Annotated in this window: 15 protein-coding genes; 4 read left to right on the top strand and 11 right to left on the bottom strand. The window is 63.1% G+C overall.

Annotation, left to right across the window (positions count from 1 at the left end; translation table 11 throughout):
- Nucleotides 1–222: 222 nt before the first annotated feature.
- The 8 genes from J4D28_RS22885 to J4D28_RS22850 form a co-directional block, all read right to left on the bottom strand.
- Nucleotides 223–1,812 (bottom strand): SPOR domain-containing protein, encoded by a 1,590-nt coding sequence (locus tag J4D28_RS22885; protein WP_016704448.1) that lies wholly within the window; start codon nt 1,810–1,812, stop codon nt 223–225.
- A gap of 10 nt (nt 1,813–1,822) precedes the next feature.
- Complete coding sequence (gene aroB / locus J4D28_RS22880) at nt 1,823–2,923, bottom strand: 3-dehydroquinate synthase (RefSeq protein ID WP_016704447.1); 1,101 nt, start codon at nt 2,921–2,923, stop codon at nt 1,823–1,825.
- 147 nt (nt 2,924–3,070) lie between these two features.
- Nucleotides 3,071–3,589, bottom strand: coding sequence for a shikimate kinase AroK (gene aroK / locus J4D28_RS22875; RefSeq protein WP_009041824.1), 519 nt, complete (start codon nt 3,587–3,589; stop codon nt 3,071–3,073).
- A 4-nt stretch (nt 3,590–3,593) separates the two neighbouring features.
- Nucleotides 3,594–5,666, bottom strand: a complete 2,073-nt coding sequence (pilQ, locus tag J4D28_RS22870) for a type IV pilus secretin PilQ (RefSeq protein ID WP_103330910.1) — start codon at nt 5,664–5,666, stop codon at nt 3,594–3,596.
- A gap of 13 nt (nt 5,667–5,679) precedes the next feature.
- The gene (locus J4D28_RS22865) at nt 5,680–6,207 is read right to left on the bottom strand and encodes a pilus assembly protein PilP (RefSeq protein WP_103330911.1); all 528 of its coding nucleotides are present in this window, start codon (nt 6,205–6,207) and stop codon (nt 5,680–5,682) included.
- Entirely contained in the window at nt 6,204–6,821 is a 618-nt protein-coding gene (locus J4D28_RS22860) for a type 4a pilus biogenesis protein PilO (RefSeq protein WP_009046599.1), read from the bottom strand. Before J4D28_RS22860 ends, J4D28_RS22865 begins: the two co-directional genes overlap by 4 nt.
- On the bottom strand, nt 6,818–7,384 hold the full coding sequence (locus tag J4D28_RS22855; RefSeq protein ID WP_009046598.1) for a PilN domain-containing protein: 567 nt from the start codon (nt 7,382–7,384) through the stop codon (nt 6,818–6,820). The genes J4D28_RS22860 and J4D28_RS22855 overlap by 4 nt, the downstream gene beginning before the upstream one ends.
- Nucleotides 7,384–8,436 carry a pilus assembly protein PilM gene (locus J4D28_RS22850; protein WP_009046597.1) on the bottom strand — a complete coding sequence of 351 codons (1,053 nt, stop codon included), beginning with the start codon at nt 8,434–8,436 and terminating at the stop codon, nt 7,384–7,386. The genes J4D28_RS22855 and J4D28_RS22850 overlap by 1 nt, the downstream gene beginning before the upstream one ends.
- A gap of 216 nt (nt 8,437–8,652) precedes the next feature.
- On the opposite strand from J4D28_RS22850, the gene J4D28_RS22845 reads away from it, so the two are divergent.
- On the top strand, nt 8,653–11,088 hold the full coding sequence (locus tag J4D28_RS22845) for a penicillin-binding protein 1A (RefSeq protein WP_164485209.1): 2,436 nt from the start codon (nt 8,653–8,655) through the stop codon (nt 11,086–11,088).
- A gap of 127 nt (nt 11,089–11,215) precedes the next feature.
- On the opposite strand, the gene J4D28_RS22840 is transcribed toward J4D28_RS22845, so the two are convergent.
- The 3 genes from J4D28_RS22840 to rpmE all read right to left on the bottom strand — a co-directional run bounded on the left by J4D28_RS22840 (nt 11,216) and on the right by rpmE (nt 13,711).
- Nucleotides 11,216–12,484 (bottom strand): malic enzyme-like NAD(P)-binding protein, encoded by a 1,269-nt coding sequence (locus J4D28_RS22840; protein WP_009046595.1) that lies wholly within the window; start codon nt 12,482–12,484, stop codon nt 11,216–11,218.
- Nucleotides 12,485–12,668: 184 nt separating this feature from the next.
- Entirely contained in the window at nt 12,669–13,451 is a 783-nt protein-coding gene (locus J4D28_RS22835) for a thermonuclease family protein (RefSeq protein ID WP_009046594.1), read from the bottom strand.
- A 41-nt stretch (nt 13,452–13,492) separates the two neighbouring features.
- Nucleotides 13,493–13,711 carry a 50S ribosomal protein L31 gene (gene rpmE, locus J4D28_RS22830; RefSeq protein WP_009046593.1) on the bottom strand — a complete coding sequence of 73 codons (219 nt, stop codon included), beginning with the start codon at nt 13,709–13,711 and terminating at the stop codon, nt 13,493–13,495.
- Between the two features lie 169 nt (nt 13,712–13,880).
- Here rpmE and J4D28_RS22825 point away from each other — a divergent pair, with 169 nt between their 5' ends.
- From J4D28_RS22825 to J4D28_RS22815, 3 genes are all read left to right on the top strand, one after another.
- Nucleotides 13,881–16,100 carry a primosomal protein N' gene (locus J4D28_RS22825; protein ID WP_103330912.1) on the top strand — a complete coding sequence of 740 codons (2,220 nt, stop codon included), beginning with the start codon at nt 13,881–13,883 and terminating at the stop codon, nt 16,098–16,100.
- Between the two features lie 181 nt (nt 16,101–16,281).
- Nucleotides 16,282–18,018 carry an arginine--tRNA ligase gene (argS, locus tag J4D28_RS22820; RefSeq protein ID WP_038630412.1) on the top strand — a complete coding sequence of 579 codons (1,737 nt, stop codon included), beginning with the start codon at nt 16,282–16,284 and terminating at the stop codon, nt 18,016–18,018.
- Nucleotide 18,019: 1 nt separating this feature from the next.
- Nucleotides 18,020–18,738 (top strand): SPOR domain-containing protein (locus J4D28_RS22815; RefSeq protein ID WP_207246457.1); only part of this gene is annotated, 719 nt, incomplete at its 3' end.

Below are 18,738 nucleotides of genomic sequence, written 5' to 3'. Positions count from 1 at the left end.
ACGCTCACAAATTTGGCGACGAAATGTCGCAAATCTATGTCGCATTTATGAAAGGTTTAAAGCGATATGCTGTGCTAGTCAAAACTTTTTTAGTTCGGACCGCGACGACTCAAAAGCTACTGTGACGCAGACACCACAAGGCACGCGGCCTTGAAGGCAGCATGCGCATGCGGATTTTTTTGAGGTGCTGGGAGAGGCGGCCTGGGTAAGACCGCCGAATCTTCAGCGAGTTGCTGCCAGTTCCTGTTGGACGCTGGCGACAGTGCGAGGCCAAGGTTTACCAGCCTGAACCTTCGCTGGCAAGGCCTTGATAGCGGTAACGGCTGCATCACGGCTGCTGAAGCTGCCGTAAGTGATCACATACAGCGGTTTGCCGTTGAGGACTTTCTTGAAATAACGGTACTGGGCGCCCTGTTCCTTGACGAAGTTCTGCGCGGTGGCTTCGGAACTGGTGCCAAGGATCTGCACGACGTAGTTGCCTGGCGCCTGGCCGGCGTACCAGCTACCGCCGGTAGCGGCCTTGGCCACGGTGACAGGCTTCTCGGCTGGCTTGGCGGCCGGTGCGGCCGGTTTGCTGACTGGAGCAGGAGCAGGCTTGACCACCGGAGCCGGCTTGGCGGCGGCGACCTGGGTCGGCGCCGGGGTCGGACGAACTTCAGGCGTCGGCGCCGGACCGGCCGGCACGCCGGCTGGCGGTGCAATGGTGGTCACGGTCGGCGGCGTGGCGCTGGAGCCTTCCACCGGCACGCCATCGTCACCCTCGGTGATCCCGCCTGCGGCTTCGGCCAGAGGACCGCGCATCACCGGTTGCGACTGGCCGACCAATGGCAGCGGCATGGGCTGGGAAGAGCCGTTGAACTCGACAGCCGGGCTGCCATTGCTGTTCGGTTGCGGTGTCTGGCCCAGCGGCAGCTGCGCCTGTTCGTTGGCTGGCGCACCAGCAGTGCTTGGTGCCTTGCTGCGACCCGGCATCAGCCAGGCAGCGGCAACGGCTACCACTACGACTGCGGATATCGCCAATACGTGTTTCTTCGGCATATTGAACCCCATACTTGGACGCTTGACCGCTGAGCGGCTGGCAATCATGGCTTCGATCATTGCATCCCGGGCGACCTGGTTGATGTTGCCAGGCCAGCCATCGGAGCCTTCGTGAATATCACTGATCTGATCCGCGGAGAAAAGTTCGATACCGCGCCCTGCGCCTTCGAGACGCTGCGCCAGGTATTCACGGGTTTCTTCTTCGGTGTAGGGCTGCAGTTCGATGACATGGAAGCGCTCTTCTTCCGCGCTCAGCAGCTCCAGGCCGGCAATCAGCGACGACTCGCCGAACAGGAACACATGCGGACGACCTTCCGGCGCACCGGCGGCGAGCGCCAGCAGCGCCTCGAGCGCCGATTCGTCGAGCTGCTCGGCGTCATCCACCAGCAGATAGACTTCCTGGCCGGTCAGCGCCAGCTGCACCACTTGCGCCAGGATCGGGCCAATCTCGGCCTGCTCGACGTTCAGCGCCTGGGCCACCTGGCGCAGCACGCCTGCCGCGTCGCCGGCACCACGGGCGGAAACCACCACGCTCTGTACCGATTGCTTGTTGGTGCTGGCGACCAGCGCCTGACGCAGCAGCGTCTTGCCGCTGCCCTGCGGGCCGGTCACCACCAGCAGCAGTTGGCTGTAGCGCGCCAGATGGTGCAACTGCCCCAGCACCGGCTTGCGCTGGGCGGGGAAAAACTTGAAGCCAGGCACCCGTGGAGCAAAAGGGTCATGGCTCAACTGATAGTGGCCGAGGAAAGCCTCGTCGGCATGCAAACTAGTCATGGGGATCTTATTAACCTTTAAGCTGAGCCAGGGCGCGGTAATCCGCTCCCAGCGTGGCCTGTAAAACCTCTTTCGGATAATCGTCGGTCACTACGGCTTCGCCCATGCGGCGCAACAGCACCAGACGCAAACGACCATCGATCACTTTCTTGTCAATTGCCATGTGTTCGAGAAAATCCGCTTCGGTCATTTCCTCCGGCGGAATGACCGGCAAGCCCGCGCGCTGGAACAGGCGAATACCGCGGTCACGCTCCTCGGCGGTGATCCAGCCGAGGCGTGCGGACATCTCCAGCGCCATTACGGTGCCAGCAGCGACCGCTTCACCATGCAGCCAGACACCATAGCCCATGTGGGTTTCGATGGCGTGGCCGAAGGTATGCCCCAGGTTCAGCGTGGCGCGCACGCCGGACTCACGCTCGTCGGCACCGACCACGGCCGCCTTGGCCGCGCAGGAGCGTTCGATGGCATAGGTCAGCGCCTGCTGGTCCAGGGCTCGCAAGCGGTCGACGTTGTCTTCGAGCCAGGTCAGGAAGGGCTCGTCGCAGATCAGACCGTACTTGATGACTTCCGCCAGGCCAGCCGACAGCTCGCGGGCCGGCAGGGTATTGAGCGAGGCGGTATCGATCAGCACCACGTTCGGCTGATAGAAGGCGCCGACCATGTTCTTGCCCAGCGGATGGTTGATACCGGTCTTGCCGCCCACCGACGAATCGACCTGGGACAGCAAGGTGGTAGGAATCTGGATGAAATCGACGCCGCGCTGGTAGCAGGCAGCGGCAAAGCCGGCCATGTCGCCGATCACCCCGCCGCCGAGGGCGATGATCGTGGTGCGGCGGTCGTGCCGTGCGGTCAGCAGGCCATCGAAAATAAGCTGCAGGGTTTCCCAGTTCTTGAATGCTTCGCCGTCGGGCAGAACCACCGAGATCACCGAGAACTGCGCAAGGCTGCGTTTCAGACGCTCAAGGTACAGCGGCGCTACGGTTTCATTGGAAACGATCGCCACTTGCCGCCCGGCGATGTGCGGAGCCAGCAACTCGGGCCGGTCCAACAAACCTTCGCCAATATGAATCGGGTAGCTGCGCTCGCCTAGATCGACCTTAAGTGTCTGCATGTGTCCCCACAGTGAAATGGAAGCTGGTGTCCTGCCTTACATTAACGACGGGCATCACCTGGTTTTCTGACGCCGCGCAATAGCCATGCGCCACAACCGCAAGCGATCACGGCAAGGCGCCGAGGATAGCGCATTTCACGCTGCGCATTAACGGGGAGGCAGTTGCTGCAGGCGGTCCAGTATGTCCAGCACCACCATGCGCGGTGGCCGCTCATCGGTTTCAACCACCAGGTCGGCGATTTCCCGATAAAGCGGATCGCGAATCGCCAACAGGTCCCGCAGGGTCTTCGCCGGATCGGCCGTGCGCAGCAGCGGTCGATTGCGATCCCGGGCGGTACGACCGACCTGCTGCTCCACCGAGGCATGCAGATAGACCACACGCCCCCCGGCATGCAGCGCCAGGCGATTGGCTTCACGCATCACCGCGCCGCCGCCGGTCGCCAGGACCACGCCATCGGCGGAGCACAGCTCGGCGATCATGGCCTGTTCCCGATCACGAAAGCCCGGTTCGCCTTCCTTATCGAAGATCCACGGGATATTGGCGCCCGTGCGCAACTCAATTTCCTTATCGGAATCTTTGAATGGCAGGCGCAGCTCTTTGGCCAGCAAGCGACCAATGGTGCTTTTGCCAGCCCCCATTGGCCCAACAAGAATCAAATTTCGCACAGAATCAACGACTCACAGCAATCGCCTGGTTGTTCATGATACGCGGAGTGAGAAATACCAGCAGCTCGGATTTTTTCTCCGACACCACGTCACGCCTGAAAAGGCGGCCAAGATACGGCACATCGCCTAGAAATGGCACCTTATCTACAACCTTGCTTTGCGTATTGGAGAAAACCCCACCGATAACGATGGTTTCTCCGTCGTTGATCAGGACCTTGGCGTTGACCTCGTTCTTCTTGATCGGCGGCACGTCCTGGACCTTGTTCAGGTAGTCCGGCTCGTCCTTGGTGACCTTGACCTCCATGATGATGCGGTTATCCGGGGTGATCTGCGGCGTCACCTCCAGGGACAGCGAAGCCTCCTTGAACGACACCGAAGTCGCCCCGCTGGAGGCGGCTTCCTGATAGGGGATTTCCGTACCCTTGAGGATCTTCGCCGTCTCCTTGTCGGAGGTGACCACCTTGGGCTGGGAGACGATTTCACCGTTACCGGTCTTTTCCATGGCTGTCAGCTCAAGGTCCAGCAACACGTTGTCGGTGATGAAGGCGATACCCAGGCCGGAGGTATTGGCGGTGGTGCCCAGGTCGACGAACGGTGAGTTGCTGCTGGTACTGCCTGGCGTGCCTATGGTGGAAGAGGCGTTGGTGCCGTTGCTGACCCCCGAGGCATTCCAGTTGCCCTGGTTCTGGATCGAGCCACCCCAGCGCACGCCCAGGCTTTTGTCGTAGTCGACGTTGGCCTCGACGATCCGCGCCTCGATCATCACCTGGCGCACCGGGATATCCAGCTGGCTGACAATCCGCCGCAGCTCGTCCAGACGCTCCCGGGTCTGGTAGGCAATGATGTTGTTGGTCCGCTCATCGACCGTGATCGAACCACGCTCGTCAGACTTGTCCTCAGCGCGGGTGACCGACTGGAACAGCTTGGCGATCTCCGCCGCCTTGGCATAGTTGACCTGCAGCAGTTCACGCCGCAGCGGCTCGAGATCGGCGATCTGCTTCTGCGACTCCAGCTCCTGGCGTTCGCGGGCCGCGATTTCATCGGCTGGCGCCACCAGCAACACATTGCCCACCTTGCGCTTGTCCAGCCCCTTGGTCTTGAGCACCAGATCGAGAGCCTGGTCCCACGGCACATTTTGCAGGCGCAAGGTAATGCCGCCCTGCACCGTATCGCTGGCCACCAGATTGAGGTTGGTGAAGTCGGCGATCAGTTGCAGCACCGAGCGGACCTCGATGTCCTGGAAGTTCAGCGAGAGCTTTTCGCCGTTATAGGCCGAGCGCTCGGTGTTGCGTTTCTGCAGATCGCCCGAAGTCATCGGCCTGACACTTACCGTGAGTTTGTTGTCCGTCTGGTAGGTCGAGTAATCGAAGGTGCCGCCGGGCTCGATGGTGACGATGGCCTTGCCGGACTCCGCCCGGGCGCTGACGAATTGCACGGGAGTGGCGAAGTCCTTGACGTCCAGCCTGACCCGCAGGGGTTCTGGCAGACGGGCCTTGGCGAAGGTAAGGACGAGCTTGCCGTCGCGCTCCTGGATATCCGGGCTCATTCCCGAGTCGGAGAGGTCGATCAGTACATTGCCTTCACCCTGCTCGCCGCGCTGGAAATCCACGCTGCGAATCGACCGCCCCGCCAAAGCCGTGGCCTTGGCCCGCCCGGACGCGACAGCCGGCTGCCCCGGTGCACTCTGCACCACCGTCGCCCCCTGGCCGATCACCACAAACAGCTGATTGCCGGCGACTCGAGTGCTGTAGGGCGCCAGCGCGACCAGATTGACCACCACCCGGGTACGCGGCCCCGATTCGACCACCGTCACGCTGCGCGCATTGCCATTGCCCAGATCGCGGCTCTTGTTCGCCAGTTGGCTGACGACACCCGGCAGATCGAGGGCGATCCGCGCCGGCTGGTCGGTGGTATAACCCCGCGGCTCGGGCACCGGCCCATCGAAGGTGAGTTTCAACTCCAGGCGATCCCCCGGCAGCGCCGCGACATCCAGGGCCTTGAGGCTGGCCGCCATGGCCATCGGTGAAAGCAGCGCCATCCATAGCGCAATACCGAAGGCTGAAAAGATCCTGTTCATGATGCGAGTTCCACTATGAGTGTTCTTTTAATGGAATGGTCCGTGGTCGCTCCAGCCACGCTCCCGCTCCATCGGGAACAATCTCGACCACGTCGACCTGTGAATCGCTGATCGCGACAATCCGCCCATCGTTACGCCCCAGGTAGTCGCCGACCTTCAGCCGATGCACACCACCGGCACCGCGCAACAGCGCAAAGACACCAGAGGCATTGGAAAGGGTGCCCACCATCTCGAACTGCTCGATGCTGAAGCCCTCGAGATACTGCTTGCTGCGGCTCGGATCCGGCCTGACCGCGGGCGAGCCTGCCCGGCGTGCCGCCAGGTCCACCCGAACCGCAGGCTGAAACGGGCTGCGCAAGGGTGCGGCGTTGTAGGTGAACGTTGGGTAAGACCCGAATGCCGGCATTGGTTCAATCTCACCGGGCGGCCGTAGCCGCGCCTCGTTCATGTAGGCATCCAGATCGCTGAAGTCGTCATTGCCGCCACAACCGGCCAGCCCGACAAATGCCAGCACGAGCAACAAGCCGCGAACGCGCTTCATGGACGGGGCACCTTGTAGCGGTAAGTCCTGGCCAGAATGTTCATGCGCAGCTTCGAGCCGACTTCCGGCGTGACCGGTTTGATCTCGAAATCATGCAGGGTGACGATTCGCGGCAAGCCGGCCACGCCGCTGACGAAAGTTGCCAGTTCGTGGTACCCACCGGTGACCGTGATCTGGATCGGCAATTCGACGTAGAATGGCTGGACCACCTCAGGCAACAGCTTGATCTCTTCGAACTCCAGCCCGCTGCCAAGCCCGGTGCGACTGATATCTTCCAACAGCCCCGGCACTTCGGTATCACTGGGAAGCTGGCGCAGCATGAGGTCAAAGGCGGTTTCCATGGCCTTCATCTGTTCGGTGTAAGGCCCCAGGTTGGCCACCAGGCGCGCCTTGCTGGCGAACTGCTGTTTCAGCACGGCCTCGTCCGCCCGGCGCTGGTCGAGTTGCAGCAACAGATCCTTGAGGTACAGGTTGTAACCAAGGGCCAGCACCAGCAGCATGACCAGCGCCGAGACCACGCCTTTGACCAGCGCGGGCCAGCCCCCCATGTTGCTCATGTCCAGCTCGCCGAGATCGATCCGGCGCATCTGCGCCCACCCGCCGGAAAGGCTCATTGCCCACCCTCGCCCATGGCGGGCCGGGTCTGATGGACGGTCAGCTGAAACACATTGGCCTGGTCGGCGTTGTCCGCCCCGGCGGCCTTGACCTCCGTCAGGCTCGGCGCGTCGAACCAGTCGGAGGCGTCCAGATTGCGCATCAGGTCCGAAACACGATGGTTCGATTCGGCCGCCCCGGTGATGGAGAGGGTCTGCCCGCTCATCCTGACATCGGTGAAATACACCCCGTCCGGCAGGGTGCGGGCCAACTGGTCGAATACCCGCGCGCTGGTGGAGCGATTGCCTTGCAGGTCCTGGATGATCTTCATCCGTTCCACCAACTGCTCGCGATGCAGCTTCAGCTCGCCGATCTTGGCGATCCGCTGATCGAGCAAGGTTATTTGAGCGCCTACATGATTGTTGCGCGCCAGCTGCCTGTCGATCGCCCGGTCGATGATCCTGTCGCCCGCGAACAGCGCACCCAGGGCCACCGCCGCAGCCGCTGCCAGGCCCAGGAGAAAGTGGCGACGCCGTTGTTCACGCCGCGCCTCGCGCCAGGGAAGAAGATTGATCCGCGCCATCAGTCGAAACTCCGCAAGGCCAGCCCACAGGCGATCATCAAGGATGGAGCCTCGCTGGCCAGGGCCGCGGCGTCGACCTTGCCGCCGATGCTCATGCCAGCGAAGGGGTTGGCGATCAGCACAGGCAAGCCCAGGCGCTGCTCGATCAACGGCGCAAGTCCCGGAACCGAGGCGCTGCCGCCCGCCAACAGGATAGAGTCGACCTGGCGCTGCGGGCCGGAGGCCTGAAAAAACTGCAACGAGCGCGAAACCTGCTGCACCACCGCCTCCTGAAAGGGTTGCAGCACCTCACTGGCGTAATCGTCCGGCAGGCCGCCCTGCTTTTTCGCCAGGCTGGCCTCTTCTTTCGACAGCCCGTAACGACGCTGGATGTGCTCGGTCAGTTGGTGCCCACCAAACAACTGCTCGCGGGAATAGATGATCTGCCCTTCATGCACAACGCTCAGGGCGGTCAGGGTGGCTCCGATATCGACCAGCGCCACAGTCCGGGCAACCGACGCCCCGGCCGCCAGGGCGAACGAGCGCTCCAGCGCGCAGACCTCCAGGTCCACCACCCGCGCCGTCAGCCCGGCGAGCTCCAGCGCCGCCTCGCGAACTTCGATGTGTTCCTTGCGACAAGCCGCCAACAGCACATCGACGCGTTCGGGATTGCGCGCCGAATAGCCGAGGACGTCGAAATCGATGGCGGCCTCATCCAGCGGATAGGGGATGTACTGGTCGGCGTCGACCTTGAGCTGGCTCTCCCGATCGTCATCGCAAAGCCCGGCCTCCATCTCGATAACCTTGCTGATCACCGCCGAGCCGGCCATCGCCAGCGCTGCGTGCTTCGCTCCCGGCCGGGCCCTGGCCAGCAGGCGAGACAAGGCATGCCCCACCCCTTCGGGCTCGACGATGTTTTTTTCGACCACGGCGTTGGCCGGCAACGGTTCCACCCCATAGGCCTCGACCCGAAAACGGCCGCCGACCCGGCTCAACTCAAGAAGCTTGACCGAGGTGGAGCTGATATCGATCCCCAGAAGGGAACTCGCCTTTTTACTGAAGAGTCCTAGCACTACCAATTCCCTATGACTATCCGTGACTTACGGACTCTGGAATGTCCATTGCGTTCAATCACCCCGTCTTGACAGACGGGCAAATGACGCCCTCTACGGAAAAATGCTTATAATGCCCAGCGATTTTTCCGCGATTTATCTGCTGCGTGAGCCGATTCCTGACTGTGAATACCTGACGCCTAATTCATTCCTTTCTCTGGAAATCCAAAAGCCTTGATTCGTCTGCTGAAGTTTTTCGGGTGGTCCATCGTCGCTGTGTTCTGCGGGCTGCTCCTCGCTCTCTCCGGCGCGTTTCTCTATCTTAGTCCTGGGTTACCGTCGGTAGAGGCGCTCAGAAGTATCCAGTTGCAGATTCCCCTGCGGGTGTACAGCAGCGACGGCAAGTTGATCGCAGAATTCGGTGAAATGCGCCGCACTCCGATCCGTTTCGCCGACATTCCCCCCAACTTCATTAATGCGTTACTAAGTGCTGAAGACGACAATTTCGCCAACCACTACGGCGTCGATCCCAGCAGCCTGATGCGCGCCGCGACCCAACTGATCAAGAGCGGGCACATCCAGTCCGGCGGCAGCACCATCACCATGCAGGTGGCGAAGAACTTCTTCCTGAGCAGCGAACGCAGCTTCTCGCGCAAGACCACCGAGATCCTCCTGGCCCTGCAAATCGAGCGCCAACTGACCAAGGACGAGATCCTCGAGCTGTACGTCAACAAGATCTACCTGGGTAACCGCGCCTACGGCATCGAAGCCGCCGCGCAGGTGTACTACGGCAAGTCGATTCGCGATGTCAGCCTGGCGCAGATGGCCATGATCGCCGGCCTGCCCAAGGCACCGTCGCGCTTCAACCCGCTGGCCAACCCGGCGCGCAGCAAGGAGCGCCGCGACTGGATCCTGGGGCGCATGTACAAGCTCGGCAAGATCAGCGAGGCCGATTACCAGGCCGCCGTGGCCGAGCCGCTGAACGCCAGCTACCACGTACCGACGCCGGAAGTGAACGCACCGTACGTCGCCGAGATGGCCCGCGCCGAGATGGTCGGTCGTTATGGCAGCGACGCCTACACCGAAGGTTTCCGCGTCACCACCACGGTACCGAGCGACCTGCAGGAACTGGCCAACACCGCCGTCCATGAAGGCCTGATCACCTACGACCAGCGCCATGGCTATCGCGGCCCCGAATCGCGCCTGCCCGGCAAGACCCACGCCGCCTGGGCCCAGGAACTGACCAAGCAACGCAGCATCAGCGGCCTGGAGCCGGCGATCGTCACCCAGGTCGACAAGAACGGCCTGCAGGTACTGACCCGCACCGGCGAAGAGCACGTGGGCTGGGACAGCATGAAATGGGCGCGTCCGTTCCTGAACACCAACAGCATGGGCCCAGCGCCCAAGCAGCCGAGCGATGTCGCCCAGGTCGGCGACCTGATTCGCGTGCAGCGCCAGGCGGACAACTCGCTCAAGTTCCGCCAGATCCCGGTCGTTCAGGGCGCGCTGGTGTCCCTCGACCCGCAAAACGGCGCCATTCGCTCGCTGGTGGGCGGTTTCGCCTTCGAGCAGAGCAACTACAACCGGGCACTGCAGGCCAAGCGCCAACCCGGTTCCAGCTTCAAGCCGTTCGTCTATAGCGCCGCGCTGGACAATGGCTACACCGCCGCCAGCCTGGTGAACGATGCACCGATCGTCTTTGTCGACGAGTACCTGGACAAGGTCTGGCGCCCGAAAAACGACACCAACACCTTCCTCGGCCCGATCCGCATGCGCGAGGCGCTGTACAAGTCGCGTAACCTGGTTTCGATCCGCCTCCTGCAAAGCCTGGGCGTGGACCGCACCATCGACTACATCAGCAAGTTCGGCTTCAACAAACAGGACCTGCCGCGCAACCTGTCGCTGGCCCTGGGCACCGCGACCCTGACCCCGATGGAAATCGCCACCGGCTGGAGCGTGTTCGCCAACGGCGGCTACAAGGTCACGCCGTACATCATCGACAAGATCGAAAGCCGTAATGGCGAAACCCTGTTCACCGCCAACCCGCCGAGCGTACCGACTGGCGACACGGCCAGCAGCGGGATCGCGGCACCGACAGAACAGAGCTTCACGGTGAACAACGTCCCGGGCGAAACCCCGAGCCAGGCTCCTGTACAGGCGCCGGCGGTGGCCGAACGCATCATCGACGGGCGTACCACCTACATCCTCAACAGCATGCTGGAAGACGTGATCAAGCTCGGCACCGGGCGACGCGCCCTGGCCCTGGGCCGCACCGACCTGGCCGGCAAGACCGGGACCACCAACGAATCCAAGGACGCCTGGTTCTCCGGCTACAACGCCGACTACGTGACCACGGTCTGGACCGGTTTCGACCAGCCGGAAAGCCTGGGCCGCCGCGAATACGGCGGCACCGTGGCCCTGCCGATCTGGATGAACTACATGGGCGCCGCCCTCAAGGACAAGCCGGCCCATACCCAGTCCGAGCCGGAAGGCATTCTCAGCCTGCGGGTCGATCCGGTCAGCGGCCGCGCCGCGACACCGGGCACGCCGAACGCCTACTTCGAACTGTTCAAGAGCGAAGACACACCGCCTTCGGTCAACGAACTGGGCAATGGCTACGCCCCTGGCAGCCCGCTGCCGGCGGACGAGTCGGCGCCGATCGACCTGTTCTAAAGAGCAGCTACAAGCTGCGAGCTTCAAGCGGCAAGGAGGAGCGACACTGCCTCCTCTTGCAGCTTGAGGCTTGAAACTTCCCCATAAAAAAACCCGGCTCGAAGGCCGGGTTTTTTATGGACTGCTATTAACCGTTGAACACGTCATCCACGCTTTTCAGCGGGTAGTTCTTCGGATACGGCAGGGTCGCCACGCCGGTCTCGATCGCGGCCTTGGCCACGGCGTCGGAGATCACGGTGATCAGGCGGGCATCCATTGGCTTCGGAATGATGTACTCACGACCGAATTCCAGCTTGATGCCGCCGTAGGCGTCGCACACTTCCTGAGGCACCGGCAGCTTGGCCAGTTCGCGCAGGGCGTTGGCCGCGGCCACTTTCATTTCTTCGTTGATGCGCTTGGCGCGAACGTCCAGGGCACCGCGGAAGATGAACGGGAAGCCCAGCACGTTGTTGACCTGGTTCGGGTAGTCCGAACGACCAGTGGCCATGATCACGTCGCTGCGGGTGGCGTGCGCCAGCTCCGGGGCGATTTCCGGATCAGGGTTCGAGCAGGCGAACACGATCGGGTTGGCAGCCATGGAGCTCAGGCCTTCGGCGCTCAGCAGGTTCGGGCCGGACAGGCCAACGAACACGTCGGCACCTTTCAGGGCGTCAGCCAGGGTGCGCTTGTCGGTCGTGTGGGCGAAGACCGCCTTGTACTGGTTCAGGTCGTCGCGCTCGGAGTGGATCACGCCGGTACGGTCGACCATGAAGATGTTTTCGATCTGGGCGCCCATGCTCACCAGCAGCTTCATGCAGGAGATGGCGGCGGCACCGGCGCCCAGGCAGACGATCTTCGCGTCCGGCAGGGTTTTGCCAGCGATTTCCAGGGCGTTGATCATGCCGGCCGCGGTCACGATAGCGGTGCCGTGCTGGTCATCGTGGAATACCGGAATGTCGCACTGCTCGATCAGGGCGCGCTCGATCTCGAAGCACTCTGGCGCCTTGATGTCTTCCAGGTTGATGCCACCGAAGGTGATGGAGATGCGCTTGACGGTGTCGATGAAGGCTTGCGGGCTTTCGGAGTCGACTTCGATGTCGAATACGTCGATGCCGGCGAAGCGCTTGAACAGCACGCCCTTGCCTTCCATCACCGGCTTGGAAGCCAGTGGGCCGAGGTTACCCAGGCCGAGAATCGCGGTGCCATCGGAAATGACTGCAACCAGGTTGCCCTTGCCGGTGTATTTGTAGGCCAGTTCAGGGTCGCGGGCGATTTCGCGTACTGGTTCGGCTACGCCGGGGCTGTAGGCCAGCGACAGGTCGCGGGCGGTAGCGGTGGCCTTGGTGAGCTCGACACTCAGTTTCCCTGGACGGGGGTTGGCGTGATATTCGAGAGCGGCAGTTTTCAGATCAGACATGTGGGCATTCCGCTTTTTACTGTTGGACAGACGGACCGCCGAGGATACGCGTGTCGCAAAGTCCCTACAAGACTGGTCAGTCACCCCTGTCAAGGCCCGCAGGCTACGACTTTGGGCCAAGAGCCACGGAACACAAGGGATAGACTGTTCACAATCGAAATAAAAAATGTCTACAATTTTTTATTTATTGAACCAGCTGGAACATTCCGGGATGGGTCAGCGGTAACATCCAGCGCGCCTGACCCGATTTCAAGCCACCCTTGCGCGAACGGTCAAGCACCCAGCCGCGCGCCTCGATCCGCTGTCCCGGCAGGCGATCCAACTGCGCGACATCGAATTGGCCAAGCAGATTGGGTGCAATGCGCAATACAACCGAATCCTGCAATTCGATCCAGATGCCGCCCCGATTGCGTTGCACCTTGCTCACCCGGCCACTGAGCAGCGCAAAACCGGGGGCCTTTATCTGATCCGCTTTCAGTACAGACGACTGCCGCCACAGCCCCAGCCGGGACTGGCGAGCACTGCGCTCGGCGGCTTGCTGGCAGCCGAACAAATCGACGTTCGGCGCTACCGCCACCTGGTATCCCAGGCCTTCGGCAAGCAATTGCGCTTCAAGGTTGGCGCCATCGGCGCCATAGACATGGGCCAGGGTCCGCCCATAGTGATCTTTGCTTTCCCGACCGGGAAGCAGGCCGACCCGGCCGTTGCTGGCCTTCACCAACGCCTGCAGGCGCTGGCGGGCGGCAACCGCGAAGGGCTCGTCGGTGCGGCCTTTTTTGCCCAGCTCCGGCGCATTGAGGCCGATCATGCGCACGCTGCGCCCATCGGTGAGGCGCAAGGTGTCGCCATCGACCACCCGCTGGACCTGCACGGAGGCCAACCCAACCGGCGCCGGGCAGAACGCCTGGGCGCTGGAGAGCCAAATCGCGGACATAAAAAAGGCGCCCGCAAGGGACGCCTTTTTCATCAGCGAGGAAAAGCTGAAACAGCTTTCCAGACCGATCAGCCTTAGGCCTTTTTCGCGCCGAAAGCGCCGAAACGGTCGGCGAACTTCTGAACGCGGCCGCCGGTATCCAGAGTCTTCTGCTTACCGGTGTAGAACGGGTGGCACTCGTTGCAAACGTCGATCGCCAGCGGCTTAGCGTAGGTCGAACGAGTTTCGAACTTGTTGCCGCAGCTGCAGGTCACGGCAACTGCTGGGTATTCTGGATGGATATCGGCTTTCATGGTGTCTTCCTCAGGCTAGCGTGCCGCCACCCAACACTATTGTTGAATACCGCACGTAATTAGGCCGCGGATTCTACCAGACCTTTGCGATCACGCAAGCTGTCCCTCGCACCGACCGTCTGCTAGGCTCCGGGCCTTCTTCACCGCCCGTTCACTGAGATTTCCCCGCGTGCCCGACGCCATTTTGCGCCTCGCCCTGCCTTCGCCCCTGCGCCGCCTGTTCGATTACCGGGCCCCTGCCGGCGTACTGCGTACCCAGTTGCATCCCGGCATGCGCCTGCGAGTGCCGTTCGGTCGCCGGGAGATGATCGGCATCCTGGTCGAGGTCACGGACAGTAGCGAAGTCCCCGCCGAGAAACTCAAGCCGGCCTTGGCCCTGCTGGACGCCACCCCACCGCTGCCGCCCGCGCTGTTCAAGCTGTGCCTGTGGACCGCGCAGTATTACCAGCACAGCCTCGGCGACACCCTGAGCTGGGCGCTGCCGGTCCTGCTGCGCCAGGGCGAGCCGGCCGAGGCCCGGCAGGAACGCTTCTGGTCGGTCAGCCCCGGCGCCAGCCTCGACGACCCACGCATCGCCCGCGCCCCGCGCCAGCGCGAAGCCCTGGCAACGCTGGCCCAGCACCCGCACGGCGTCGCCCACCAATTGCTGAGCAAGCTGATGCTGAGCAAGGACAGCCTGGACCTGTTGCTGGCCAAGGACCTGGTGCAGGTGGAAGTCCGCCGGCACGCCCCGGGCGAACGCCACGAACATTGGCTGGCCCAGCTGGAACTGCCGCTCAACAGCGAACAGCGCGCTGCCTGTGAGGCCATCCGCTCCGGTTTCGACAGCTATCACGCCTTCCTGCTGGCCGGGGTCACCGGCAGCGGCAAGACCGAAGTCTATCTGCAGCTGATCCGCGAAACCCTGGAAGCCGGCAAGCAGGCGCTGGTGCTGATCCCGGAAATCAACCTCGGGCCACAGACCCTGGCGCGCTTCGAGCAACGCTTCAACGCGCGCATCGCCCTGCTGCACTCGGCGGTCAACGACCGCGAGCGCCTGGACGCCTGGCTGGCGGCCCGCGACGGAGAGGCCGACATTATTATCGGCACCCGCTCGGCGCTGTTCACGCCGATGAAGAACCCCGGGCTGATCATCATCGATGAAGAGCACGACGGCTCCTATAAACAGCAGGAAGGCCTGCGCTACCACGCCCGCGATCTGGCCCTGGTCCGCGCCCGCCAGGAAAACATCCCTATTGTGCTGGGCTCCGCCACTCCATCGATGGAAAGCCTGCACAACGCCTACACCGGCCGCTATGGCCTGTTGCGCCTGAACGAGCGGGCTGGCGGCGCTAAGCAGCCGCGCTTCCTGCGCCTGGACGTGAAGAGCCGGCCGCTGGACAGCGGCATTTCCGGCCCCATGCAACAAGCCATCGGCCAGACCCTGGCAGCAGGCCAGCAGGTGCTGGTGTTCCTCAACCGCCGCGGCTTCGCGCCGACCCTGCTGTGCCACGACTGCGGCTGGATGTCCGAGTGCGAACGCTGCGACGCGCGAATGACCGTACACCAGCGCTACGGCGAGCTGCGCTGCCACCATTGCGGCCACTCCGAGCGCGTGCCGCGGCATTGCCCGAAATGCGGCAAGGTCGACCTGCGCCCGGTCGGCGCCGGCACCGAGCGCGCCGAAGAGCGGCTGGCGATCCTGTTCCCGGACTACCCGGTCCTGCGGGTCGACCGCGACAGCACCTCGCGCAAGGACGCGATGAACCAGTTGTTCGCCACTATCCAGAAGGGCCAGCCCTGCATCCTCGTCGGCACCCAGATGCTCGCCAAGGGGCACCATTTTCCGCGGGTGACCCTGGTCTCGATCCTCGATGCCGACGGCGGCCTGTTCTCCGGCGACTTCCGCGCCAGCGAACGCATGGCGCAACTGATCGTCCAGGTCGCCGGCCGGGCTGGCCGGGCCGAGGAGCCGGGCAAGGTGATCATCCAGACCCACCTGGCCGACCACCCGCTGCTGGTGCAACTGACCGAACAGGGTTACTTCGCCTTTGCCGAACAGGCCTTGAGCGAACGCCGCGCCGCCGGCCTGCCACCATTCGCCCATCTGGCGCTGCTGCGCGCCGAGGCCCACAAGCCGGGGCAGGCCGAAGGTTTCCTCGACGAAGCCTGCAGCGAGGCCGAGCGTTTGCTGGCAGAGATGAACCTGGGCGGCATCGAGCTGCTGGGGCCGGTACCGGCGCCCATGGAGCGCCGGGCCGGGCGTTATCGCGCGCAACTGTTATTACAGGCCAATGCCCGGGCGCCACTGCACAAACTGCTGAGTCACTGGCTGCTGGTCCTGGAACAGATGCCCAGCGGGCGCCAGGTACGCTGGTCGCTGGATGTTGACCCTGTAGACCTGTATTGATAGAAAAACCGCCATCTCAGGCCAGCACGCTTCTGTAGGAGCGAGGCTTGCCCGTGATAAGGCCCGAATAGCCACCGCACAGCCGGCTATAGTTGGCAAGCCCGTCTTCGCAACGGATAATGCCCAGTTTTTCCACCTGCGCATCGAAGCGCCGCCGCGCCAGCGGTTGAAAGAGAAGACCATGAAAGACACCATTCGCCAGCTCATCCAGCAAGCCATCACCCAACTCGTCACCGAAGGTGTGTTGCCAGAAGGCCTGACGCCGGCGATCCAGGTAGAAAACTCCCGCGACAAGACCCACGGCGACTTCGCCAGCAACATCGCCATGATGCTGGCCAAGCCGGCCGGCATGAAACCACGCGACCTCGCGGAAAAGATCATCGCCGCCCTGCCCGCCGACGAGCAGGTCAGCAAGGCCGAGATCGCCGGCCCCGGTTTCATCAACTTTTTCCAGAACACCCAGGCCCTGGCTACCCGCCTGGACGCCGCCCTGGCCGACGCCCACCTTGGCGTGCGCAAGGCCGGCGCGTTGCAACGCACCGTGGTCGACCTGTCGGCCCCGAACCTGGCCAAGGAGATGCACGTCGGCCACCTGCGCTCGACCATCATTGGCGATGGCGTGGCACGGGTCCTGGAGTTCCTCGGCGATACCGTGATCCGCCAGAACCACGTGGGCGACTGGGGCACCCAGTTCGGCATGCTGATGGCCTACCTGCAGGAAAACCCGATCACCAGCGATGAGCTGTCGGACCTGGAGAACTTCTACCGCGCCGCCAAGCAGCGCTTCGACGAATCCGAAGAGTTCGCCGACCGTGCCCGCGGCCTGGTGGTCAAGCTGCAGGCCGGTGACGCGGACTGCCTGGAGCTGTGGACCAAGTTCAAGGACATCTCCCTGTCCCACTGCCAGAAGATCTACGAACTGCTGAACGTCAAACTGACCATGGCCGACGTGATGGGCGAAAGCGCCTACAACGACGACCTGATCAACGTGGTCAACGATCTCAAGGCCAAGGGCATGCTGGTCGAGAGCAACGGCGCCCAGTGCGTGTTCCTCGACGAGTTCAAGAACGCCGAAGGCGAGCCGCTGCCGGTGATCATCGTCAAGGCCGACGGCGGCTACCTGTACGCCACCACCGACCTGGCGGCCGTGCGCTACCGCAGCGGCAAGCTCAAGGCCGACCGCGCGCTGTACTTCGTCGACCAGCGCCAGGCCCTGCACTTCCAGCAAGTGTTCGCGGTGGCCCGCAAGGCCGGCTTCGTGACCCACCCGATGGAAATGGAGCACATGGGCTTCGGCACCATGAACGGCGCTGACGGCCGTCCATTCAAGACCCGCGACGGTGGCACCGTGAAGCTGATCGACCTGCTGACCGAAGCCGAAGAGCGCGCCTACAGCCTGGTCAAGGAAAAGAACCCGGAGCTGGCCGAGGCCGATCTGCGCAATATCGCCAAGGTGGTCGGCATCGACTCGGTGAAATACGCCGACCTGTCCAAGCACCGCACCAGCGACTACAGCTTCAACTTCGACCTGATGCTGAACTTCGAAGGCAACACCGCGCCTTACCTGCTGTACGCCTACACCCGCGCCGCCGGCGTGTTCCGCAAGCTGGGCAAGGACTTCAGCGAAGTACAGGGCCAGATCACCCTGGAAGCCGCCCAGGAACTGGAGCTGGCGGCCAAGCTGGCACAGTTCGGCGAAGTGCTGAACGGCGTGGCCGACAAGGGTACGCCGCACATCCTGTGCACCTACCTGTACGACGTGGCCGGGCTGTTCTCCAGCTTCTACGAGAACTGCCCTATCCTCAGTGCCGAATCGCCGACGCAGATGCAGAGTCGCTTGCGCCTCACCGAGCTGACCCGTCGTACCCTCAAGCAAGGCCTGGAGTTGCTGGGCCTGAAAGTTCTGGAGCAAATGTAAGTTGGCTGCCAAGAAAAAACCTGCACCCAAGCGTGGCGCCAGCCGTTACCAAGCTCCTGCAAAGCAACCGATCCCGGGCTGGTTGTGGATGGCCATCGGCCTGGCCGTGGGCGCCTTCATCGTGTTCCTGATGAAGCTGGAGCCAGGCAAGGGTGGTGACAGCGTCAAGCGCGAGCGGCTGGAGCAACAGAAAACCACCAAGATCGCCGAGGCCAACAAGACCCCGCCGAGCCCGCAGCAACCGGTGAAGCCGAAGTACGACTTCTATACCCTGCTGCCGGAATCGGAGGTGATAGTGCCGCCGGAAGCCGTACCGGAAAAAACCCTGCCGACGCCGCAGACCGCGCCAGTGGTTCCGACCACCCCGGTGACCCCGGCGGAAGCGGCGAAGATCGACACCGCGCGTGCCCAGGCCGCCTTGGCCGGCATCACCCCGCCGCCCGCACCACCGGTGGCACAGCCACAGGTGGCGAAGGCCGCACCGGTGACCAAGTTCTTCCTGCAGGCCGGCTCGTTCCGCAAGCAGACCGATGCCGACAAGGTCCGCGCGCAGATCATCCTGCTGGGGCAATCGGTGTCCGTCGAGTCCGGCACCGTCAAGGACGAGACCTGGTACCGCGTACTGGTGGGCCCGTTCAGCAACCGCGAACAGCTGACCACCGCGCAGAAGCAACTGTCTGGCGCCGGCTTCAGCAACCTGCTGTTACAACAGCGCCAGAG

Origin of the sequence: Pseudomonas sp. GW531-T4 (assembly GCF_017349615.1) — a bacterium.
GTDB lineage: Bacteria > Pseudomonadota > Gammaproteobacteria > Pseudomonadales > Pseudomonadaceae > Aquipseudomonas > Aquipseudomonas chlororaphis_I.
This window is presented reverse-complemented; position numbering and strand designations above follow the sequence as displayed.

Bases quoted from the DNA above. Each gene is read 5' to 3' on its own strand.
- J4D28_RS22860 (WP_009046599.1), bottom strand. From the start codon at position 6,821: ATGAGCCTTTCCGGCGGGTGGGCGCAGATGCGCCGGATCGATCTCGGC.
- J4D28_RS22885 (WP_016704448.1), bottom strand. From the start codon at position 1,812: ATGACTAGTTTGCATGCCGACGAGGCTTTCCTCGGCCACTATCAGTTG.
- aroB (WP_016704447.1), bottom strand. From the start codon at position 2,923: ATGCAGACACTTAAGGTCGATCTAGGCGAGCGCAGCTACCCGATTCAT.
- rpmE (WP_009046593.1), bottom strand. From the start codon at position 13,711: ATGAAAGCCGATATCCATCCAGAATACCCAGCAGTTGCCGTGACCTGC.
- J4D28_RS22835 (WP_009046594.1), bottom strand. From the start codon at position 13,451: ATGAAAAAGGCGTCCCTTGCGGGCGCCTTTTTTATGTCCGCGATTTGG.
- pilQ (WP_103330910.1), bottom strand. From the start codon at position 5,666: ATGAACAGGATCTTTTCAGCCTTCGGTATTGCGCTATGGATGGCGCTG.
- argS (WP_038630412.1), top strand. From the start codon at position 16,282: ATGAAAGACACCATTCGCCAGCTCATCCAGCAAGCCATCACCCAACTC.
- J4D28_RS22865 (WP_103330911.1), bottom strand. From the start codon at position 6,207: ATGAAGCGCGTTCGCGGCTTGTTGCTCGTGCTGGCATTTGTCGGGCTG.
- J4D28_RS22855 (WP_009046598.1), bottom strand. From the start codon at position 7,384: ATGGCGCGGATCAATCTTCTTCCCTGGCGCGAGGCGCGGCGTGAACAA.
- J4D28_RS22840 (WP_009046595.1), bottom strand. From the start codon at position 12,484: ATGTCTGATCTGAAAACTGCCGCTCTCGAATATCACGCCAACCCCCGT.